Source organism: Phenylobacterium sp., from assembly GCF_037138395.1.
Taxonomy (GTDB): Bacteria; Pseudomonadota; Alphaproteobacteria; order Caulobacterales; family Caulobacteraceae; genus Phenylobacterium.
On sequence record NZ_JBAXIM010000040.1, the window covers coordinates 1 to 19,622 of the forward strand.

The 19,622-nt window shown below is 69.5% G+C and carries 15 protein-coding genes; 3 read left to right on the forward strand and 12 right to left on the reverse strand.

What is annotated here, in order from left to right:
- Together WCJ52_RS04880 and WCJ52_RS04885 are read right to left on the reverse strand one after the other, a co-directional pair.
- The coding region (locus WCJ52_RS04880) for an outer membrane beta-barrel protein (RefSeq protein ID WP_336902182.1) at positions 1-763 on the reverse strand (763 nt) is incomplete at its 3' end.
- Between the two features lie 164 nt (positions 764-927).
- Positions 928-2,679, reverse strand: coding sequence for a cation:proton antiporter (locus tag WCJ52_RS04885; protein ID WP_336902183.1), 1,752 nt, complete (start codon positions 2,677-2,679; stop codon positions 928-930).
- Positions 2,680-2,852: 173 nt separating this feature from the next.
- On the opposite strand from WCJ52_RS04885, the gene WCJ52_RS04890 reads away from it, so the two are divergent.
- Entirely contained in the window at positions 2,853-4,895 is a 2,043-nt protein-coding gene (locus WCJ52_RS04890; RefSeq protein WP_336902184.1) for a M13-type metalloendopeptidase, read from the forward strand.
- 4 nt (positions 4,896-4,899) lie between these two features.
- On the opposite strand, the gene WCJ52_RS04895 is transcribed toward WCJ52_RS04890, so the two are convergent.
- From WCJ52_RS04895 to WCJ52_RS04930, 8 genes are all read right to left on the reverse strand, one after another.
- Positions 4,900-6,111 (reverse strand): TIGR03862 family flavoprotein, encoded by a 1,212-nt coding sequence (locus WCJ52_RS04895; protein ID WP_336902185.1) that lies wholly within the window; start codon positions 6,109-6,111, stop codon positions 4,900-4,902.
- 351 nt (positions 6,112-6,462) lie between these two features.
- Complete coding sequence (gene hisG / locus WCJ52_RS04900; RefSeq protein ID WP_336902186.1) at positions 6,463-7,428, reverse strand: ATP phosphoribosyltransferase; 966 nt, start codon at positions 7,426-7,428, stop codon at positions 6,463-6,465.
- Positions 7,425-8,561: an ATP phosphoribosyltransferase regulatory subunit gene (locus WCJ52_RS04905; RefSeq protein ID WP_336902187.1), complete on the reverse strand. Its 1,137-nt coding sequence runs from the start codon at positions 8,559-8,561 to the stop codon at positions 7,425-7,427. Before WCJ52_RS04905 ends, hisG begins: the two co-directional genes overlap by 4 nt.
- Complete coding sequence (gene hisS, locus WCJ52_RS04910; protein ID WP_336902188.1) at positions 8,558-10,069, reverse strand: histidine--tRNA ligase; 1,512 nt, start codon at positions 10,067-10,069, stop codon at positions 8,558-8,560. Before hisS ends, WCJ52_RS04905 begins: the two co-directional genes overlap by 4 nt.
- Before the next feature lie 222 nt (positions 10,070-10,291).
- Complete coding sequence (locus WCJ52_RS04915) at positions 10,292-11,152, reverse strand: SDR family NAD(P)-dependent oxidoreductase (protein ID WP_336902189.1); 861 nt, start codon at positions 11,150-11,152, stop codon at positions 10,292-10,294.
- Positions 11,153-11,172: 20 nt separating this feature from the next.
- Positions 11,173-12,714: an acyl-CoA synthetase gene (locus WCJ52_RS04920; RefSeq protein WP_336902190.1), complete on the reverse strand. Its 1,542-nt coding sequence runs from the start codon at positions 12,712-12,714 to the stop codon at positions 11,173-11,175.
- 89 nt (positions 12,715-12,803) lie between these two features.
- The gene (pgi, locus tag WCJ52_RS04925; RefSeq protein ID WP_336902191.1) at positions 12,804-14,360 is read right to left on the reverse strand and encodes a glucose-6-phosphate isomerase; all 1,557 of its coding nucleotides are present in this window, start codon (positions 14,358-14,360) and stop codon (positions 12,804-12,806) included.
- 5 nt (positions 14,361-14,365) lie between these two features.
- Positions 14,366-16,489, reverse strand: a complete 2,124-nt coding sequence (locus WCJ52_RS04930; RefSeq protein ID WP_336902192.1) for a thioredoxin family protein — start codon at positions 16,487-16,489, stop codon at positions 14,366-14,368.
- Between the two features lie 156 nt (positions 16,490-16,645).
- Here WCJ52_RS04930 and WCJ52_RS04935 point away from each other — a divergent pair, with 156 nt between their 5' ends.
- Positions 16,646-17,038, forward strand: coding sequence for an acyl dehydratase (locus WCJ52_RS04935; RefSeq protein ID WP_336902193.1), 393 nt, complete (start codon positions 16,646-16,648; stop codon positions 17,036-17,038).
- Here WCJ52_RS04935 and WCJ52_RS04940 read toward each other — a convergent pair.
- The gene (locus WCJ52_RS04940) at positions 17,035-17,844 is read right to left on the reverse strand and encodes a SapC family protein (protein WP_336902194.1); all 810 of its coding nucleotides are present in this window, start codon (positions 17,842-17,844) and stop codon (positions 17,035-17,037) included. The genes WCJ52_RS04935 and WCJ52_RS04940 overlap by 4 nt on opposite strands.
- A 195-nt stretch (positions 17,845-18,039) precedes the next feature.
- Between WCJ52_RS04940 and WCJ52_RS04945 the strand changes: the two genes are divergently transcribed.
- Positions 18,040-18,921, forward strand: a complete 882-nt coding sequence (locus WCJ52_RS04945; protein ID WP_336902195.1) for a MaoC/PaaZ C-terminal domain-containing protein — start codon at positions 18,040-18,042, stop codon at positions 18,919-18,921.
- 296 nt (positions 18,922-19,217) lie between these two features.
- Here WCJ52_RS04945 and WCJ52_RS04950 read toward each other — a convergent pair.
- The coding region (locus WCJ52_RS04950) for a GNAT family N-acetyltransferase (RefSeq protein ID WP_336902196.1) at positions 19,218-19,622 on the reverse strand (405 nt) is incomplete at its 5' end.

Genomic DNA, 19,622 nt, shown 5'->3' on the forward strand with positions numbered 1-19,622 from the left:
GGCCCACGGTCAGGGACTGGTCCTCATAAGCGCCGGCGAAGGCGCCGGGCTGCAGGGCGTTGGTGCCCTTGGAGGCGAAGGTCACGTCCGAACCGCTGAGGTAGCGGTAGGTCAGATCCACATCCAGGCGGTCGGTGACGGCCCAGGCCACGCCGGCGATGCCCTGCCAAGCGAAGGCGGTGTCGCTATCGTCGATGGTCAGGTTCTGCCAGGCGGGGTTCGCCGCCGTGGCCGCGGGGCCGACCGGGGTGATGGTCGAGAACTGGCCCACGATGGTGTCAGCCTTGACGTTATTGATGCCGACACCCGCGCCGATGAAGGGGTTCAACACGGAGTCCGGCAGGAAGTCATAGAGGACATTGCCCATGCCGGTGATCGACGTCAGGTCGCCATTGGGCGAACCGCAGTTCGGGGCCGCCGTCGTACGGACTACGCCGGGGGCGCAGAGGCCGAGGATGGCATTGCTGGCACCGCCGCGGACGGAGTCCACCTTGCCGGGGCGGTAGCCGCCCTCGAGTTCCACGCGCCAGTGGCTGGACACCTGGTAGCCGAGACGGGCGAAGCCGGCCCAGTCTTCTGCCGAGCTGATCGTCCAGTCGTAGGGCTTGCCATTGGCAGCGTTGTTGCTCGACGTCCCGTCGATGCCCATCGGCCAATGGTAGCCAGCGTCGACAGCGCCGTACCAGCCAACTTCACGGGCAGAAGCCCCGGAAGCGATGGCGACAGCGGCAAGAGCCGCCCCAGCCAGAAGTTTGATTTTCATATCAGAGCCCTCTCTTGCCCAAAGGTGCCACCTCTGACACCTAACGTTTCGTATACCACCCTCGACATGTCGTGGAAGTGTCGAGAGTGCAACACTAACTTGTTTTTGCGCTTCGCTTTCGGGAGCGAAAGCGGGAAGCCCAAGGCTCCGGGACCGCCAGGACCTCATGAGCGCAATCCATCCCTGGGGTTGAGTTCCCGCCGGAAGGCGTCCCGTCTTTCGTGGATTGAGGCGATTACAGGCCCGGCGGGGAGGTCGACGCCCAACAGGACCGCCTCTGACAGCTGGAGGCTGGCCTCCACCGTCTCGGGCACCGCATCGCTCACCCCCAGGTCATATAAACGCAGGGCCTGACGGCTATCCCGCGCCCGCGCGACGATGATCAGGTCCGGCCTGCGGTCACGGACGAGGGAGACCAGGGCCTCGACGGCACCGACGTCATCCCCGTCGGCGTCGGCGGTAACGACGAGGGCCCGGGCCGAATCCAGGCCACAGCGCTCCAGGAAGCCAGCACGCAGGGCGTCTCCGAAGTAGAGGCTGTGCCCGGCCCTGCGCCCCTGTTCGACCACACCTGCATCCTGGTCGATCGCCGACCAGGGCAGGCCGTGCCGGTCGAGCATCTCTCCAACCAGCCGGCCGACCCGGCCGAAGCCGACCAGCAGGATTCGCCCTTCCCCGGCCTCCGCGGGGCCAGCAGCCTCGGCGACGCCGGCGACGGCGCGGCCGGCAATTCGCAGCCCCAGGGCGGCAAGGGCCGGGATGCACATCATGGACAGGGTCGCCGAGACCAGCAGGCTTTGCCCCAGGGCCTCGGGAACCAGTCCCTGGGCCATGGCCGAGCCGAGGATCACGAAGGCGAATTCCCCGCTGGCCGCCAGGAGCAGGGCGGTTTCCACGGCCGACCGCCATTTCAGGCCAAACCCTCTGGCAAGCCCGAAGATCAGGGCGGCGTTCAGGCCCATGAGGCCGAAGGTGACCCCAGCGACCCGGAGGGGCTCCTCGAGAATCAGGCCGACATCCAGGCCGATCCCGGCGGCGAGAAAGAAGAGCCCGAGCAGTAGGCCCTTGAAGGGCTCAATGACCTGCTCGACCTCATGGCGGAATTCGGTCTCGGCCAGGAGCAGGCCGGCGACGAAGGCACCGAGCGCCATGGAGAGGCCGGCGAACGCCGCCAGCAGGCCGGACCCCAGGACCACCAGGAGGCAGGCGGCCATGAACAGCTCCTCGCTCCGCGCCTTGGCCACCGACCGCATCATGGGTCGCAGGAGGAACCTGCCGAATCCGACCAGGCCGGCGACTGCGGCGACAGCCGGCGCGAAGCTGAGGAGCAAGTCGGGCGACAGGCCCGCGCCGTCCTCGCGGCCGAGGAGGGAAAGCGTGATCAGTATGGGCGCGACGGCGAGATCCTGGAACAGGAGCACAGCGAAGGTGATCCGCCCGGCCTGGACATGCTGGCGACGACTCTGCGTGAGGATGGGCATGACCACGGCGGTGGACGAAAGCGCCATGGCCGCGCCGACGGCGGCGGAGGCGGCGGGGGAGGCCCCGAGGAGATAGGTCGTCAGGCCGACGATCAGCCCGCAGCCGAGGACCTGCAGGGTACCCAGGCCGAAGACATAGCGTCGCATGAGCCAGAGCCGGGCCCAGGACAGTTCGAGCCCGATCATGAACATAAGGAAGACCACGCCCAGCTCGCCCAGCTGGGCCAGTTCCCGGGGTGAATTGATGGTGAGCTCAGCCACCCAGGGCGCGCGCGCGCCCAGGGCGCCCAGTCCGGAAGGTCCGAGCAGGACGCCCGCCACGAGGAAGCCCAGCACCGGGCTGATCCGCCAGCGACGGAACAGGGGAACCACTATGCCCGCCGTCGCCAGGAACAGGACGACGTCTTTGAAATCTCCGGGAGCCGGGGGCGCCATGGTTCTCCTCGTCAGACCGGACTATGGCTCAGGACACCGGGGTGCGCGACCCCGCCGCAACTTCGTCCTCGATCAGAGCGGTCAGGAATCGCCCAGGCGCCAGAAAATGGATGCCGCAGCCTCGGTTCAGCGGCATTATTCGCGCCCCGACCTGTCGAAGACCAGAGTTGCTGATGTCCCTGTCCCGCCACCGCCTCGTCCTTGGGGCCGCCGCCCTCGTCCTGTCGGCCCTGGCACCGCCGGCCCTGGCGGCCGACCTCAGCGCGCCCCGCATGGGCAGCTGGGGTTTCGACATGTCCGGACGCGATCCGGCGACCCCCGCTGGCGGGGACTTCTTCGCCCACGCCAATGGCGCCTATGTCGATCGGCTGGTCATCCCGGCGGACCGGTCGAGCTTCGGGGCCTTCGACGGCCTGCGCGAACTCTCGGTGGACCGGATGCACGCCGTCTTGGAGACCGCCGCCGCCGATCCGGCGCCCTCGGCTGACCGCCAGCGCCTGGCGACCCTCTATCGTAACTTCATGGACGAGCAGGCCGTGACCGCCCTGGGCGCGCGGCCCATCCAGCCCGCCCTGGCGGAAATCCGCGCGGCCGGCAACCGGCGGGACATCGCGCGGCTCATGGGCAAGACCGCGGGCGGGTTTGGCGGATCCATCTTCTCGGTCAATGTCGCAGATGACGCCCGCAACCCGCAGGCCTACGCCGTCTACCTTGGCCAGTCCGGCCTCAACCTTCCGGACCGCGACTACTACCTGGAGCCGCGTTTCACGCGACAGAGGACAGAGTACCGGGCCTATGTAGAGCGCATGCTGGGTCTCGCCGGCTGGCCGGATGCCGCCAGATCCGCAGATGCAATCCTGGCCTTCGAGACCCGGATCGCCAAGGCGTCCTGGACCAGCGCCCAGCGCCGGGACCGCGACCGCACCTACAACGCCACGGACCTTGCCGGACTGTCCCGGACCGCCGCTGGCTTCCCCTGGGCGGACTACCTCAAGGCTGCAGGCCTGGGCGGGGCCAAGCGGATGGTGGTGCGGGAACAGGGCGCCTTCCCCGAGATCGCCAAGATTTTCGCCGAGACCCCCCTCTCGACCCTCAAGGCCTACATGGCCCTGAGCCTGACCGATGAGGCCGCGCCCTACCTCGCCCCGGCCTTCGACCAGGCCAATTTCGAGTTCCGCGGCAAGGCGCTGACCGGTCAGCCGCAACAGCAGCCGCGCTGGAAGCGCGCCGTGACCCTGGTGGACGACCAGCTGGGAGAGGCCCTGGGCCGTGACTATGTGGCTGCCTACTTCCCCCCGCAGTCCAAGGCGCTGATGGAAGGCCTGGTCGCCGACATCAAGACCGCCATGCGGGGCCGGATCGAGACCGTCTCGTGGATGACCCCCGAGACGCGGGCCAAGGCGCTCGAGAAGCTGTCCAAGTTCAATGTTATGATCGGTTATCCCGAGACCTGGCGGGACTATTCCGGGCTGGAGATGACGCCTGGCGACCTGTTCGGCGACGTCAGCCGCTCGCGCCAGTGGGACTGGAACCGCCGCGTCGCCCGCCTCGACCAGCCGGTCGACCGGAAGGAGTGGGGCATGACCCCAGCGACGGTAAACGCTTACTATTCCTCGACCCGGAACGGGATCGTCTTCCCGGCGGCCATACTGCAGCCGCCCTTCTTCGACCCCAACGGCGACATGGCCATCAATTACGGCGGGATCGGCGGTGTGATCGGCCATGAGATCACCCATGGATTCGACGACCAGGGCCGAAAGTCCGACGGCGACGGCCGGCTATCCGACTGGTGGACCCCCGAGGACGCCAAGCGCTTCACCATCGAGGCGACCAAGCTGGGTGCTCAGTACTCCGCCTTCGAGGCCCTGCCCGGCGCCTTCATCAAGAGCGAACTGACCATGGGCGAGAACATCGCCGACCTGGGCGGGGTCCTCCTGGCCCTGGACGCCTACCGGACCTCCCTGAAGGGTGCGCCAGCCCCGGTGATCGATGGGCTCACCGGAGAGCAGAGGGTGTTCTACGGATGGGCCCAGGTCTGGCGCTCCAAGGTGCGGGAGGACAGGGCCCGCCAGCTTTTGTCGACCGATCCCCATTCGCCACCCCGGGCGCGCGTCAACGTCCCGATGCGCAATGTCGACGCCTTCTACCGGGCCTTCGGTGTGAAGCCGGGGGACGGCATGTACCTGCCCCCGGAGACACGGGCCCGAATCTGGTAGGGGTTCATCCCCGCTGGGAGAGGATGTCCCGGGCGGCGTGGACGCCTGTGGCGAAGACGGCCTGCAGGAGATAGCCCCCCGTGGGCGCCTCCCAGTCGAGCATCTCCCCGGCGATCCAGACCCCCGGCCGGGTCCGGAGTTGAAGGCCCGGGTCGAGATCCTCGAACCGGACACCGCCGGCGGTGGAGATAGCGCGTTCCAGCCCCGTGGTCGCAACCAGGCGCAGGGGAATCGATCGGATGCGGGCCGCCAGGACTTCCAGGTCCGAGGTGGGCGGCCCCGCTTCGCGGAGGAGCCCGATCTCTTGCGGCGACAGGGCCAAGGCCTTGCGGAGGCGGTTTGAGAGGCTGGCCTTCCGGTCGGTACGCGCCAGCCTGGCGACAAGATCTTCGGGGCTGCGGCCTGGCCTGAGGTCGATCTCGACGATGGCCTCGCCCCTCGTCTCCACCGCGTCCCGGAGGGCGGCCGAAAGGGCGTAGACGGCGCCGCCCTCGATCCCCTGCCGGGTCAGCATCACCTCGCCTCGCACCGCGCGCCCGGCGAACCGGACCTCGACACCCTTTAGGGGACGACCTGCATGGTCGCCGGGAAAAGACGGGCTGAAGTCTGCGACGAATCCGCAGTTGGCAGGCCGCAGGGGCGAAGACGCCACGCCCGCCGCGGCAAGGGTCGTAACCCAGGCGCCGTCCGCGCCCAGCCGGGGCCAGCTTGCGCCCCCCATGGAAAGCAGCAGGGCGTCGGCCGCCTCGGGGGTGTCCTCGCCCCCGGCCTGGCGGAAGGTGGGTCGGCCCTCCCCGTCCCAGCCCGTCCAGGTTGAGCGAAGCCGAAGCTCCACGCCCAGGCTGTCAAGCCGGGCCAGCCAGGCCCGGACAAGGGGCGAGGCCTTCAGGCGGCGTGGAAACACCCGGCCGCTGGAGCCGACGAAGGTGTCCTGGCCCAGGCCTTCGGCCCAGTCGCGCAAGGCCTGCGGCGGAAAGGCCTCCAGCAGGGGGGCGAGGGTCCCCGACCGGCCGGCGTAACGGGCGATCATCTCGGTCAGGCCCTCGGAGTGGGTCAGGTTGAGACCTCCGCGCCCGGCCATCAGCAGGCGCCGCGCCGGACTGGGCATGCGTTCGTGCACCACGACCCGGGCCCCGCCGCGGGCGAGCATCTCAGCGGCCATGAGACCTGCCGGGCCGGCACCGACGATGACGACCCTGGGACTTGGCATGGACATGGGGGCTCCAGCTAAAGACGGACTGGCGGTTTCGGGGCTTTCGCAGCGGTCTGGCGACAGGAACCGCACGCAACCCCTGCGGGCGGCAGTGGCCGAGCCCGGGTCTGGCGACAACCCCCCGAAACTGACAACTCCGTCAAGATACTGAGGGCGGGCAAAAAACAACCCGCCTTGCGGCGGGTTGTTTGAGCTCTGCAGCTCCGAATCTAGAAGGGCGTTTCCTCCCCGAAACGCCGGAGATCGATGGTCGAATGCCGTCGTGTCTCTCGATTAAGACGAATTGAGGCCAAATTCGGGACCCTGTCAACCACTGCCCTAATTCAAGGCCAGCCGTTGGAGACAGACCCGGGTTTATCTGACTCGTTTGTCAGTTTTTTCCAGAGCGGCCCGGAGCCCGTCCCAAGGCGGACAGGCCGTCTCGAAGACGAAGTCCGGCCGGGAGGCGGTAACCGGACCCCGTCCCGCCGAAGTCAGACGCTCCGCAATCCGGGGGACCAGCGCCAGAGGTGCGAGAAGCCCGTTGGGCCGGCGGACGGCCCCCAGGGCCTCAAGTTCGGGCAGGATCGGATCGTCGTCGCCGCCGGGCCAGATGAGGGTGGCCGAGGCGTGGGCGGCAGCCCGGGCCTCGAAGATCCGGATCAGCGACTCGGCGGCAGCGAGCCCCCCCGGGGTCCAGTCCGCCCGAAGGCCAGCGGCGAGGTGGGCCTGGCTCCTCAGGATGACACCGTCCTCCAGGATCTTCAGGTCATTGGCCTGGAGGGTGGCCCCCGTCGTGGTGATGTCGACGATGATGTCGGCGATCCCGGCGGCCGGGGCGCCTTCGGTGGCACCCCCCGACTCCACGATCCGGTAGTCGGCGATTCCGTGGCGGGCGAAGAATTCACGGGTCTGGGCCAAGTACTTGGTCGCCACCCTCAGCCGGCGGCCGGTCCGGACCAGTCGCTCATGGGCCACGTCCTCCAGGTCGCACATGACGGACACGTCGAGCCAGCTGCGGGGGGCAGCGACCACGAGGTCGGCCCGGCCGAAGCCCAGGGGACGGAGCAGAAGGGTCGCCTCGGCGGACCCCGGCCCCTGTTCCCCGAGGAGGTCCTCACCGGTGACGCCCAGGTGGACGTCCCCGGCCACAAGGGCCTCGGCGATATCGCCGGCCGAGAGCAGGCGGACCTGGACGCCGTCGGCACCGCGCAGGCGCGCCCTGTAGCCGCGATCGCCCCCGCTCATGTCGAGGCCGAGGCTGCAGTCCTGGAGCCAGGCTTCGACCTGGTCCTTGAGGCGTCCCTTGGACGGTATGGCCAGGATCAGGGGGTCGCTCATTGTCCCACCTCCACAAGGGCCCGGCCCGGCCGGATCATACCTCCGAGCGCCGATCCGCCGCCGTTGGACCCGCCGGAGAGCCGGGCCGGCAGGCTGTCATAGCGCCCACCCACCGCGACGGGCCGCGCCGGGCCGAGGGCTTCCGACACGATCTCGATCACGAGGCCATCGTAATAGGCGAAATCGCCTGGGGGCGCGGCATCGAAGACGGCCGGCGCGGCGCCCGCCGAGGCGGCCTCGATCCGGTCCAGTCGGCGCTCCCAGTCCGCCAGGTGCGCCCGAAGGGCGGCGGCGGGGGATGCCAGGCCTGAAATCTGCGCCAACGCCGCCCGTGGGGGCCCGCTGACGGACAGGTAGGCCCGGACCGCCTCGACCTGTCCGGGCGACAGGGCCGGCGCGCGGGAGGCGTCCGAGCGGGTGACCAGGCGGGCTGCGATCTCTGTGGCGGTGCGGCCTCCGACCGGGGTGATCCCGGCGAGGGTCCAGACTTCCTCGAGGAGGGCGGAAGCCTCTCCCGGGGGCAGGGCGGCGAGGCGTCCGGACAGGACGCCCTCCCCCGCTCCGGACCGATCCTCCGCCTGTCCGTTCCGCTCCAGCTCCGCGGCGAGCCGGGAGGGGCGCCCAACCCTGCGGGTCAGCCGCGAGGCCTGGGCCGGGTGAAGGCCCAGCGCGTCCAAGAAGGCGCCAAACAGGCCCGCGTCGCCCAACCGGAGGGAGAGATCGCCGCGCCCTCCTGCCTTGGCGGCCCGCCGACGATGCCGAACTGGTGGACCTGCTCTGGCGGGCCGGTCGCTGGCGGCTGCGAACCGCTCGATCCCGATCTGCAGGACTTCCTCCGCCTCGTCCTCGGAGGCGCGGAAGACCAGGCCCTCATAAGCATAGTTGCCTCCGGTCGCGCCCGAGGCCAGGTGCAGGCGCGCGACAGGGGTGGTGAAGTCGGGACGCAGGCAGACCTCCTGGCCGGCGGCCGCCTGCAGGACGAAGAGCCGGGAGCGAAGGGCCTCTCCGGCGAGGTCAAGCACCAGGGACAGGGGCTGTAACACCGGTGGCTGGACCCAGATGGCACCGGTCTCGCGGAAGGGCGCGCGCAGGGCCTCAAGGCGATCGGCGGGGAAGGGCGGCTCCTGGATCACGGCGCGTCTCCGAGGATGCGTCGTACGACGGAGACCACCTGGTCCCGGGGGACCGTCTGCTGGCCAGGTCGATCTGCCCGCCAGGCGGCGTTGTCGGTGACGTCGGAGGCCAGGGCGCGGCCGAGGTCCAGGTCCTTCACCGTGACGGTTCCCGCGGCGATCTCGTCACCCCCGAGGATGACGGCCGCGGGCGAGAGCCGGCGATCGGCGTACTTCATCTGGGCCTTCATGCCTGAGCCGCCCAGGTAGACCTCGGCAGCGATCCCCGCAGCCCGCAGCTCGGCGGCCACGGCGAAATAGGCGCCCATGTCATCGGGGGAGAAGGCGATGACCACCACCGGGCCCCTCGCCTGCTGGCTGGCGTCCTGGCCGGCGGCGCGCAGGGCGGCTGCAAGGCGGGAGACGCCGAAGGAGAAACCCGTGGCAGGAGTGCGTTCGCCAGTGAAGCGGGCGATCAGGTCGTCGTACCGGCCCCCGCCGCCCACCGAACCGAAGCGAGCGGGCTGGCCCTTCTCGTCCAGGGTCTCCAGCCGTAGCTCGGCCTCGAAGACGGCGCCGGTGTAGTACTCTAGCCCTCGGACCACTGACGGATCGAAGACCGCCCGGTCCGCGCCGACGCCCATGCTGGCCAGGGCCTTGTCTATGCCCGCCAGTTCCGCAAGGCCAGCGTCGCCCTCGGCCGAGCCGCCAATCACCTCGGCGATCCGTCGCAGGGTCTCGGCCCGGTCCCCGGCCCCGGCAGCAGTGAAGGCCAGGACGGAGTCGACGGCGGCGGTGGCCAGCCCCGCCCCGCGGGTGAAGGCGCCGGACTCGTCGCGGCGGCCCTCGCCCAGCAGCAGGCCAACCCCCTCGGGACCCAGCCGGTCCAGCTTGTCCACCGCCCGAAGGACGGCGAGCTTCTGGCCTTCGTCGGCCACGCCGGCCCGTTCGAGGAGGCCGTTCAGGAGCCGTCGGTTATTGATCCGCAGGACGTAGCCGCCCTCGGGCAGGCCGGCGGCAGCCAGGCCCTCGGCGGCCATGGCGATGATCTCGGCGTCGGCCTCGGGCCGGGCCGAACCCACCGTATCGGCATCGCACTGGGTGAATTCGCGGAACCGGCCCGGGCCGGGCTTCTCGTTCCGCCAGACCGGGCCAAAGGCATAGCGGCGGAAGGGCTTGGTCAGGACCTCGCGGTTCTGGGCGACGAACCGGGCCAGGGGCGCGGTGAGGTCGTAGCGCAGGGCCATCCACTGGTCGTCGTCGTCCTGCAGGGCGAACACGCCCTCATTTGGGCGGTCAGCGTCGGGCAGGAACTTGCCCAGGGCGTCGGCATACTCCAGGGCGCCCGTGTCGAGGGCCTCAAAGCCGTAACGCTCGTAGACCTCGGAAACACGGGTCAGGATGCGGCGCTCGGCGGCAAGGTCGCGGGCGCGCCGGTCCATGAAGCCGCGGGGGGCGCGGGCCTCAGGTCGGGTTTCGGGGCGGGGCGTCTCCCCGTCGGGGACGATGTCAGTCGTGGAGGTGGTCATTTCCTATCCCTTGGGTTTGCCAGGGACGGAGCCGCCGGCCGGGCCCGTCCGCAATGCGCGGGGGCCGGCGCCGGAGGTTCGATCAGGCCGAACGCACTCGCCCGCTCCCGCTTTCACAGGTCGGATGGTGGAGGCCGTGATGATGAACCTGACGGAACATGGGCCGGGTCCCTAGCCCATCGCCGCCGGGCCGTCCAGCCCCGGGGGCCGGACGGACGGGGATCAGGGCAGGAGGTTGAGGTCCGGCGTACGGTATTCCAGGCCGGACAGGGCGGTACTGTGATCGGCGGAATCGAACCCCTCCATGATCTTCTGGAACCGCATCTGGACGAAGGGGCGCATGTCCGGATGGGTGAAGATGTAGAGGTCGCCGGCCTGCAGGGCCTCCAGCACCCGGGCGCCGACCCGGGCCGGATCAATGCCATTGGCGACCCGGTCGTCCGGGACGATTTCCCGCATCTGGGGACCGCCGAACTTCGCCGGGCGGTTGCGTCCCGACTGGTTGATGCCGGTGCGCACGAAGCCCGGGCAGAGGACCTGGACCTGGATGTTCTCGGCCGCCAGCTGGGCCGCCCAGCCCTCGGTCAGGGCCACCACCGCGAACTTGGAGGCGCTGTAGGCCTCCATGCCCGGAGGCGATATGTGGCCGGCCATGGAGGCGGTATTGATGATGGCCCCGCCCTCGCCGTGAGCGCGGATGTGGGGCAGGAAGGCCTCCAAGCCGTAGATCACCCCCATGAGGTTGACCTGGAAGGTCCAGTCCCAGTCGGAGGGCTTTACCTCGTCCACGGGACCGCCGGAGCCGACACCGGCGTTGTTGCACAAGACGTGGACCTTGCCGAAGGCGGAGACCGTTTCCCGGGCGGCGGCGACCAGGGCAGCGCGGTCGGTGACATCGCACTGGACGGCGGCGACGCGCACCTGCCGGGCCTCAAGCTCGGCCACGGCACGGGCCAGGGGCTCGGCCTCGATATCGGCGAGCATTACATTCATGCCCGCAGCGCCGAAGGCGTGCGCCATGGCCAGGCCGAGGCCACTGGCCCCGCCGGTGATGAAGGCGGTCTTTCCCGCGAGGTCCTGCATGGGGGTCTTTCCTTTTGACGTCAGATCTTGCGATCGCCCTGCCAGTAGGCGTCGCGGAGGATGCGTTTGTAGAGCTTGCCCGTAGGCAGGCGGGGCATTTCCTCGATGAAGTCGAGGGAACGCGGTGCCATGTAGTGGGCCAGGTGCTCACGGGCGTACTGCATGAGCTCCGCAGCGAGCGCCTCGGTGGGCGCCACGCCGGGGGCCGGCTCAATCACCGCCTTGACCGCCTCGCCCATCTCGGGGTCGGGCACCCCGAAGACCGCCACATCGGCGACCTTGGGATGGGTAATCAGGGCGTCCTCGATGGCCTGGGGATAGATGTTCACCCCGCCAGAGATGATCATGAAGGCCTTGCGGTCGGTGAGATAGAGATAGCCGTCCGGATCCAGGTGGCCGACGTCACCCAGGGCGTTCCAGCCGGGATGGAGTGGATGGCGGGCGGACCGGGTCTTCTCGGGGTCGTTGTGGTACTCGAAGGTGGGGATTTCGCGTTCGAAATAGACCAGCCCCGTCTCACCGGGAGGCAGGTCGTTTCCCGCCTCGTCGCAGACATGCAGGACGCCCACCGCCGCACGGCCCACCGAGCCGGGGTGCTTCAGCCAGTCCTCGCTGTCGATGAAGGTCGAGCCCGACCCTTCGGTGCCCGCGTAGTATTCGTAGAGGACCGGCCCCCACCAGTCGATCATCTGACGCTTGACCTCCACCGGGCAGGGCGCCGCGGCGTGGATGGCGACCCGCAGGCTGGAGACGTCGAAGGCCCGGCGGGCCTCTTCCGGCAGCTTGAGCATGCGCACGAACATGGTGGGCACCCATTGGGAATGGGTAACCCGGTAGTCCTGGATGAGTTCGAGGGACCGCTCGGCGTCGAAGCGCTCCATCATCACCACCGTCCCACCGAAGGACTGGACGGTGACCACGTAGGCCAGGGGGGCGGCGTGGTAGAGGGGCGCTGGTGACAGGTAAACGGTCTCGGGGCTGAATTCGTAGCGGTTCGCCTGCTGCCGCAGGGCGAAGGCCTCGGCGGGGCTCACCTCCGGCAGGGGGCGCAGGATGCCCTTGGGACGGCCCGTTGTGCCCGAGCTGTAGAGCATGGAGTCGCCCACCCACTCCCTGTCGAGGGGGGCAGGCGAGGCGCCATCGCGGGCGGCCTCGTAGGATTCCCAGCCCGGGATGACGCCATCGACCATCAGGCGGATCGGACAGGCCGGGATCAGGTCGGCCAGGCCCTCGGCGATCTCGCGCTTGGCGAAGGAACTGACCAGGACCTTCGCGCCGCAGTCATTGACGATGTAGGCGGTCTCGTCTGCCGGCAGGTAGCGGTTGATGGTGGTGATGTAGAGGCCGGATCGGAAGCAGGCCCAGACTGTATCCATGAAGGCGAGGTTGTTTTCCATCAGCAGGGCCACGTGGTCGCCGCGCTTCAGGCCCCGGTCACGGAACAGGTTGGCTATCCTCAGGGCGCGCTCGTCGAGCTGGGCGAAGGTCACGACCCTGCCGGTGTCCGCCGAGATCAGGGCCGGCTTGTCAGGGGTCAGGCGCGCGTGGTCGGCGAGATACATGGGCCTTGTGTCTCCTCCAGCGGGGGCGCTGGCCACCCCTCTCCCATCACTGTAGCGGAGGCGCCGGAGGCGTAAACCCGTCGCGGGACTCAGTCGCTGCGCAGGCGGGCGATCAGGGCCTCGGTAGAGGGATCGTGCATCCCAGCCGGGCCGCCCTCCAGCTCGGGAAGGATGCGCGCCGCCAGTACCTTGCCCAGCTCCACACCCCACTGGTCGAAGCTGTTGAGCCCCCACAGGAGACCCTCGACAAAGACCTTGTGCTCGAACAGGGCCAGGAGGGCACCGAGGGTCGGCGGGTCCAGCCGCTCCATCAAAAGGAAGCCTGAGGGCCGGTCGCCGGGAAAGGCCCTCTGGGCGGCGAGCACGGGATCGCCGCCAGCGGCCTGAAGGGCCTCGGCCTCGGTCCGTCCGGCCATCAGGGCCTCCGCCTGGGCCACGGCGTTGGCCAGGAGGGCGCGGTGGGCGGCCGGGTCCCCCTCCACCGGCTGGCGGACGGCGAGGATATCCAGGGGGATGACGTCGGTCCCCTGGTGCAGGGCCTGGAAGAAGGCGTGCTGGCCGTTGGTGCCCGGCTCGCCGAACACCACGCCGGCGGTCGGCCGGGCGACGGGACGCCCGTCGCGGCCCACGCGCTTGCCATTGGACTCCATCTCCAGCTGCTGAAGGAAGGCCGGCAGGAGCCTGAGGCGGCGGGCATAGGGAACCACCGCGCGGGCCGGGCGGCCGAGGATGTCCCGGTTGAAGACATGAGCCAGGGCCAGGACCACGGGCAGGTTCTCACCGGCCGGGGCCTGGCGGAAGTGGGCGTCCATGGCCGCGGCACCCCTAAGCAGGCCCGAAAAGGCCTCAGGCCCCAGGGCGATGGCGCAGGACAGGCCCACCGCCGACCACAGGGAGAAGCGTCCCCCGACCCAGTCTGCGAAGGGGAAGAGACGCTCTGGGGCGACGCCAAAGGCGGCGGCAGCCTCCGGGGCGGCAGTGACGGCGACGAGGCGGGACCCCGCCCCCGGCGCCGTCTCCAGCCAGGCGCGGGCGGCGCGGGCGTTGAACAGGGTCTCCTGGGTGGTGAAGGTCTTGGAGACGACCATCACCAGGGTCCGGGCCGGATCCAGGCCGGCGAGGGCGGCGGTGATCTCGGACGGATCGACATTGGCGGCGAAACGCAGGTCAATCCCGGGGGCGACCGGAGCCAGGGCCTCCCAGACGAGACGCGGCCCAAGGTCCGAGCCGCCGATGCCGATATGCAGGACGGCGTCGATCTCGCCCTTCCCGCGGACCTCCTCGGCGAAGGCGAGGATGCGGTCCCGGGCGGAGCGGACCTCGTCGGTGACATCCTGGCCAAGGGCCGTCCAGGGCCCGGCCTCCGGCGCGCGCAGGGCCATGTGGAGCACGGCCCGGCCTTCCGAGGCGTTCACCGGCTCGCCAGCAAACAGACCCTGGCGGGCGGCTGGAAGATCGGCGGCGGCGACCAGGTCCAGGGCGCGGGCGAAGGTGGCCTGCGACCAGGGCTGCTTGGACAGGTCGAGGGCAAGGCCGCAGGCTTCGAATGTCAGGCCATGGACCCTGTCAGGCTCGATATCGAAAAGCCGACGCAGGGGCGGGTCCGCCGCCGCCGAGACGGCGAGCGCCTCCCAGGGATCGGTCATGGTGTTCACCCCTTGGCGGCTTCCTTCACGGCCCGGGCGACGATGTCCGGGGTCAGGAGCTGGGGCAGGATCTTCGGCTCGCCACCCCCGGCGGGATAGACGAGGTAGAGGGGAACCCCCGCCCGGCCGAACCGGGCCAGGTCCGCCGCGATGACACTGTCGCGCCGGGTCCAGTCCGCCACAAGATAAACCGTACCGCTGGACTTGAAGGCGTTCACGGCCGTTGGGGTGGAAAAGGCGACCCGCTCGTTCACCTGGCAGGTGACGCACCAGGCGGCGGTATAGTCGACGAAGACGGCCTTGCCTTCGGCCCGCAGGGCCGCGAGGCGCTCGGGCGAATAGGCTTCGTGGGCCAGACCGCCGGATACGCCGGACCCGGCAGGACCCGAGGTCTCGGCGGCACCGGGCCAGACCGCACCGGCGACCGCGAGGACGGCGATAAGCAGGGCGGCGAGCCCCTGGAGGCCCGCGGGCCGGCCCTGGGCAGAGCGGGCCTGGGCGAGACCGGCGAGCCAGCAGGCGAAGGCCAGGGCGACGGCTGCAGCCAGGAGGCGCGCCAAAAGGTCCGAGCCCGCCTGAACGGCGAGGACCCACGCCAGCCATCCAGCCGCGCCGTACATCGGGAAGGCCAGGACCCGCCTGAAGGTCTCCATCCACGGACCCGGTCGGGGAAGGCGCGACAATAGTCCCGGCGCCATGGCGGCAAGGGTGAAGGGTGCTGCAAAGCCGAGGCCCAGGCCCGCGAAGACCGCAAGCGAGGCGGCGGGCGGCTGGGTCATGGCCCAACCCAGGGCCGGTGCCATGAAGGGCGCGGTGCAGGGTGCAGCGACGACAACGGCGAGGGCGCCCGTCAGGAAGGCCCCCAGTCCACCACCCCGGGAGGCCGCGCCGGCGCCGATCCCCTGCAGGGAGGACCCGATCTCGAACAGGCCCGACATGTTGAGGCCCACCGCCAGCATCAGCAGGGCGAGGGCGGAGACCACAGGTGGCGATTGCAGTTGGAAGCCCCAGCCCACAGCGGCCCCGCCGGCCCGTACGACCAGGAGCAGGGCCGCAAGTCCGAGGAAGGTGGCCATCACCCCGGCGAGGAAGGCCAGGCCCTGGAAACGTGAAGCGCGACGATCATGGCCATGCCCGGCCAGGGAGGCGGCCTTCATGGCCAGGATCGGGAAGACGCAGGGCATGAGGTTGAGGATGAGACCGCCCAGGAAGGCGAAGGCGATGGCACCCAGGAGACCGCCGCCGCCGCCGGTCGCCTTGGCAGCGGCGGGGGGCGGGCCAAGGCCCAAGGCGCCTGCGGGGATGGGACCTGGCCGGGCGTCGACCTCGTAGACCTTGCCGTCGACCTCAAGGACGCCGGAGAGGCTGGTGGGCGCAGCGGCGTCCGGGGCCGGCTTCAGGGTGAGGGTCAGCCCCTCCGGGCCCCGGTCGAGGGCCTGGGGGGCCGCATGGTCGATGACACCCCCCACATAGGGGAAGAAGTAGACCGCCCGGGCGGTGCCCCCGGCAATCGGCGCGCCCGTGGCGGCCAGTCGCAGGCCCGAGGGTCCGGTTGCGAGGACGGCCTGGACCTGACCGGGCCGGGGCGCGGCGGCGAGGGCGGCCTCGATCCTCGGGCCCCAGACAGGATCGGCAGGGGCCGGGCCGGAGACCACATCGAGGGTGATGGAAAGATTTGCGTCCTCGGGGATGCAGACGTCCGAGCAGACGAGGAAGGCGGCCTTGGCCAGGAGAGTCACCTGACCGCCGGGCCGGGCGCTGGCGGGCACCCGGACCGTCACCGGCAGGAGAACCTCGCCGGAATAGCCATAGTTCATCAGCGGGCCGACGAGGGTCCGGGCGGGCGGCGCCCAGACGAGTTCTCCTGCGGACCCGCCCGGCGGAAGCGTCCAGGCCAGTTCCGTCGGCGCGCCGGAATCCCCGGAGTTGCGCCAGTAGGTGTGCCAGTCCTTGTCGATCTTCTGGCGAAGGGCCAGGCGGACCTCGCCGCCCGGCGACACCCCGCGGGAGGCGGAAACCAGTTCCGACTCGAGGTGTCCTGACCGGACCGGGGCCGCGAGGCTAGGTGACGGGGGCAGGACCGACAGGGCGACCAGGGCGACCAGGCCGGCAACCAATCTGTTGAACATAGGCTTCCCCAAGGGCCGCGCAGACCGGGGCCGCGTCTAATATGGGTCCACACCCCATTATGGCAATCGGCGGGCTTCGGACACAGGGGGTCGATTTCAGTCCGTCCTGCGGCCATGATCCCGGTCAGTGGTAACCGCGATGAGGGAGAGCCGTGCGTGCCGGGCAGGTTTGACGAGATCGAGATCGGGCGGGTGGTGGCCCTGGGCGACGTCCGCGTCGACACCCGGGCGCTGGAAGAGTTCATCGAGGCCTTCGCCCCGGGGTGGCCCGCCGAGCGAGGCGCCCCGGACGCCATGGTCTACGCCATCTGGAGCCGGCTCGACGCGGTCGCCACGGTCGGCTGGCCGCAGACCAAGCGATTGGGCGTGGATGCCCTGCGGTGGGTGCGCAACCCCCCTGCAGGGGAGATGCTGCGCGGGCGCATGACCATCATGGGCAAGGACCCGGTGGGCGAGGGCAAGGGCATAATCATCGCCCAGCATGACCTGCTGGACGAGGCGGGCCGGCTGGTCTTCTCCTGCCTGACCCGCTCCGTCTTCGCGCGCTAGATCGCCTGGCCTGCGGCCAGGACCTGGGCCTCGGACATCTTGAAGATCTGCAGGGCCACCAACCGGTCCCAGCCAAACAGGCTGATCAGGTGAGCGTAGATCTGCTGAAGGGCGCCGTTGTCGCGAAGCTCGGCCAGCTTATCGTGCGGCAGGGCATTGAGCTTGGCCTCGGAGATGCCGAAGTACTCGGCGATCTGCTGGGGTTCCCCCGCCGTGCCGTCTTCGTTTATCGGCGTGTGCGTCGCGGTTTTGACTTCGAAGATGTCGAGTTCCTTGAGGAGCTGGATGAAGCTCATCGTCTTCTGCCGCTCGATCTCGTAGTTGTTGCAGAACTCGATGCAGTTCTGGGTGTACTCGCTGGGCGTGCCGTCCGAATTGAAGAAGGGCAGGTCGCCGCCCTCGACGACGAACTCCGCGGAACGGTCGATGCACAGGATCGACTGCTGGGCGGCATCGTCATTGGCGAAGACGAAGGGATAGCGGCGGATATAGGCCGGAACGTAGATCCCGGGGTCGAACAGGCCATCCTCCCGCAGGAACATGTTCTGCTCGGCATTCAACCCCATCACCGCCAGGGGCGTCTTTTCCTCGCCCACGAAGATGATCGGATAGGTCAGGCAAGCAATGCTGAACTCGGTCACTGTCAACGGTACGGCGTGGCCGGTTCGCGCGAAGCTGAAGGGGCCATCCAGGCGCTTGACGCCCAGGCCCTTGTGTAGCTCGGGGGAGAGCGGCTCCGGCTTGTTGTAAAAGAGGACGGTGCCGGAAATCTGGCCGCCGCGGGAGATCGTGGTGGGGGTCGCCATGGGATGCCTGCAGTCTGGAGGGCGTGTTCAGGATGTAGCAGGGGCAGGGCCTCTGCTGCGAAGGTCGCCGCTTCTAACCGATTGCAGGATTGGCGGCAAATCGGCACCGCTGCAGCTTGCGCCGGCGGGGCCAAGCCGCTTCAATCGATCCATAAGAACGGGCGGCGCACCCGCCCATGGAGAGGAAACGATTTCATGGCCATCTTTTATCCGGACATCCTTCAGCAGCGCACCGCCCCGCGGACATTTTCCTATGGCGACAAGGACGTGATGCTCTACGCCCTTGGCATCGGCCTGGGTCAGGACCCCATGGACGAGACCGAGCTGGCCTTCGTCTACGAAAACGGACTGAAGGTCGTACCGACCGCCGCAACCGTGCTGGCAGCCGCCCTGCGCGGGGCATCAGGTCCCGCCCCGGAAATGCCCGCCGGCCACCGGCCCAGCCAGATCAACTTCCTGATGGTCGTCCACGGCGAGCAGAAGGTCGAGCTCCACAAGCCCCTGTCGACCAGCGGGACCTTCACCGCCGAAGGCCGCACTGTCGGTGCCTACGACAAGGGCGAGGGCAAGGGCGCGGTGATCATCAACGAGACGGTCTGGACCGACGAGACGGGCGAGAAGGTCGCCACCCTGACTGGATCGACCTTTGCCCGGGGCGACGGCGGCTTTGGCGGCCCATCGGAAGGCGCTCCCGAGCCCCATGCGGTACCGAGCCGGGCACCCGACATCTCGGTCGACTTCTCCACCCGCGAGGACCAGGCCCTGATCTACCGCCTGAACGGCGACCGCAATCCGCTCCATTCCGACCCCGGGGTGGCGAAGAAGGCCGGTTTCGATCGGCCGATCCTGCACGGCCTGTGCACCTATGGCATCACCTGCCGGGCCGTGCTCCAGGCGGTGACCGGGTTTGACCCCGACCAGATCTATTCGCATCAGGCCCGGTTCTCCTCGCCGGTCTTCCCGGGAGACGTGATCACGGTCGATATCTGGAAGGACGGCAAGAACATCTCGTTCGAGGCCCGGGTCAAGGCCCGCAACGTCACCGTCATCCGCAACGGCCTGACGGTCCTACGCTAGGTTTTGAACCCATAGGGCCTGCTCACCGGGTTTCGCCCGGAGCAGGGGCAATGGATATGTCATGCCTCCCCCAGGTGGGAGGTGGCTCACCCAACGCGGCGGAGGGGGCAACGGAGTCGCCGTTGACCCCCTCAGTCGGCTTCGCCGACAGTTCCCCCTTGGGGGAGCAATTGGCTGTGTAATTCCTCCCCCCAGGGGGAGGTGGACCGGGGCCAAGGCCCCGGGACGGAGGGGGTCAGGGGAGCGGTCATCACACCCCTTCAGCGCTGCCCTGACCGCTTCAACCGGCCTTTGTCTCAGGGCTCGTGCCTCGCCGTCCAGACCACGTGCCGGCGCAGGGGATGATCCGGCGTCAGGCGCGGATGGTCGAAGTCCAGCGCCGGGTCGGGGACCATCCCGATCCGGCGCATGACCGCCTGGGAGGCCAGGTTGGTCTGCGCCGTGAAGGCCACGATCTCCGTAAGGGCCCCCGGGCCGAATCCCCAGTCCAGGGCCGCCCGGGCGCCCTCGCTGGCGAGGCCCTGGCCCCAGAGGTCGGGATGCAGGCGCCAGCCGATCTCCACGCAGGGGCCGAGGGGCAGATCGCCCGCCGCCACCCGGGACAGGCCGATCATCCCCGCCAGGCGCCCGTCCGCGCGCCGTTCTGCAGCCCAGAGGCCAAAGCCCTGCGCGTCGATCCCGGCATGGATCCGGTCGATCAG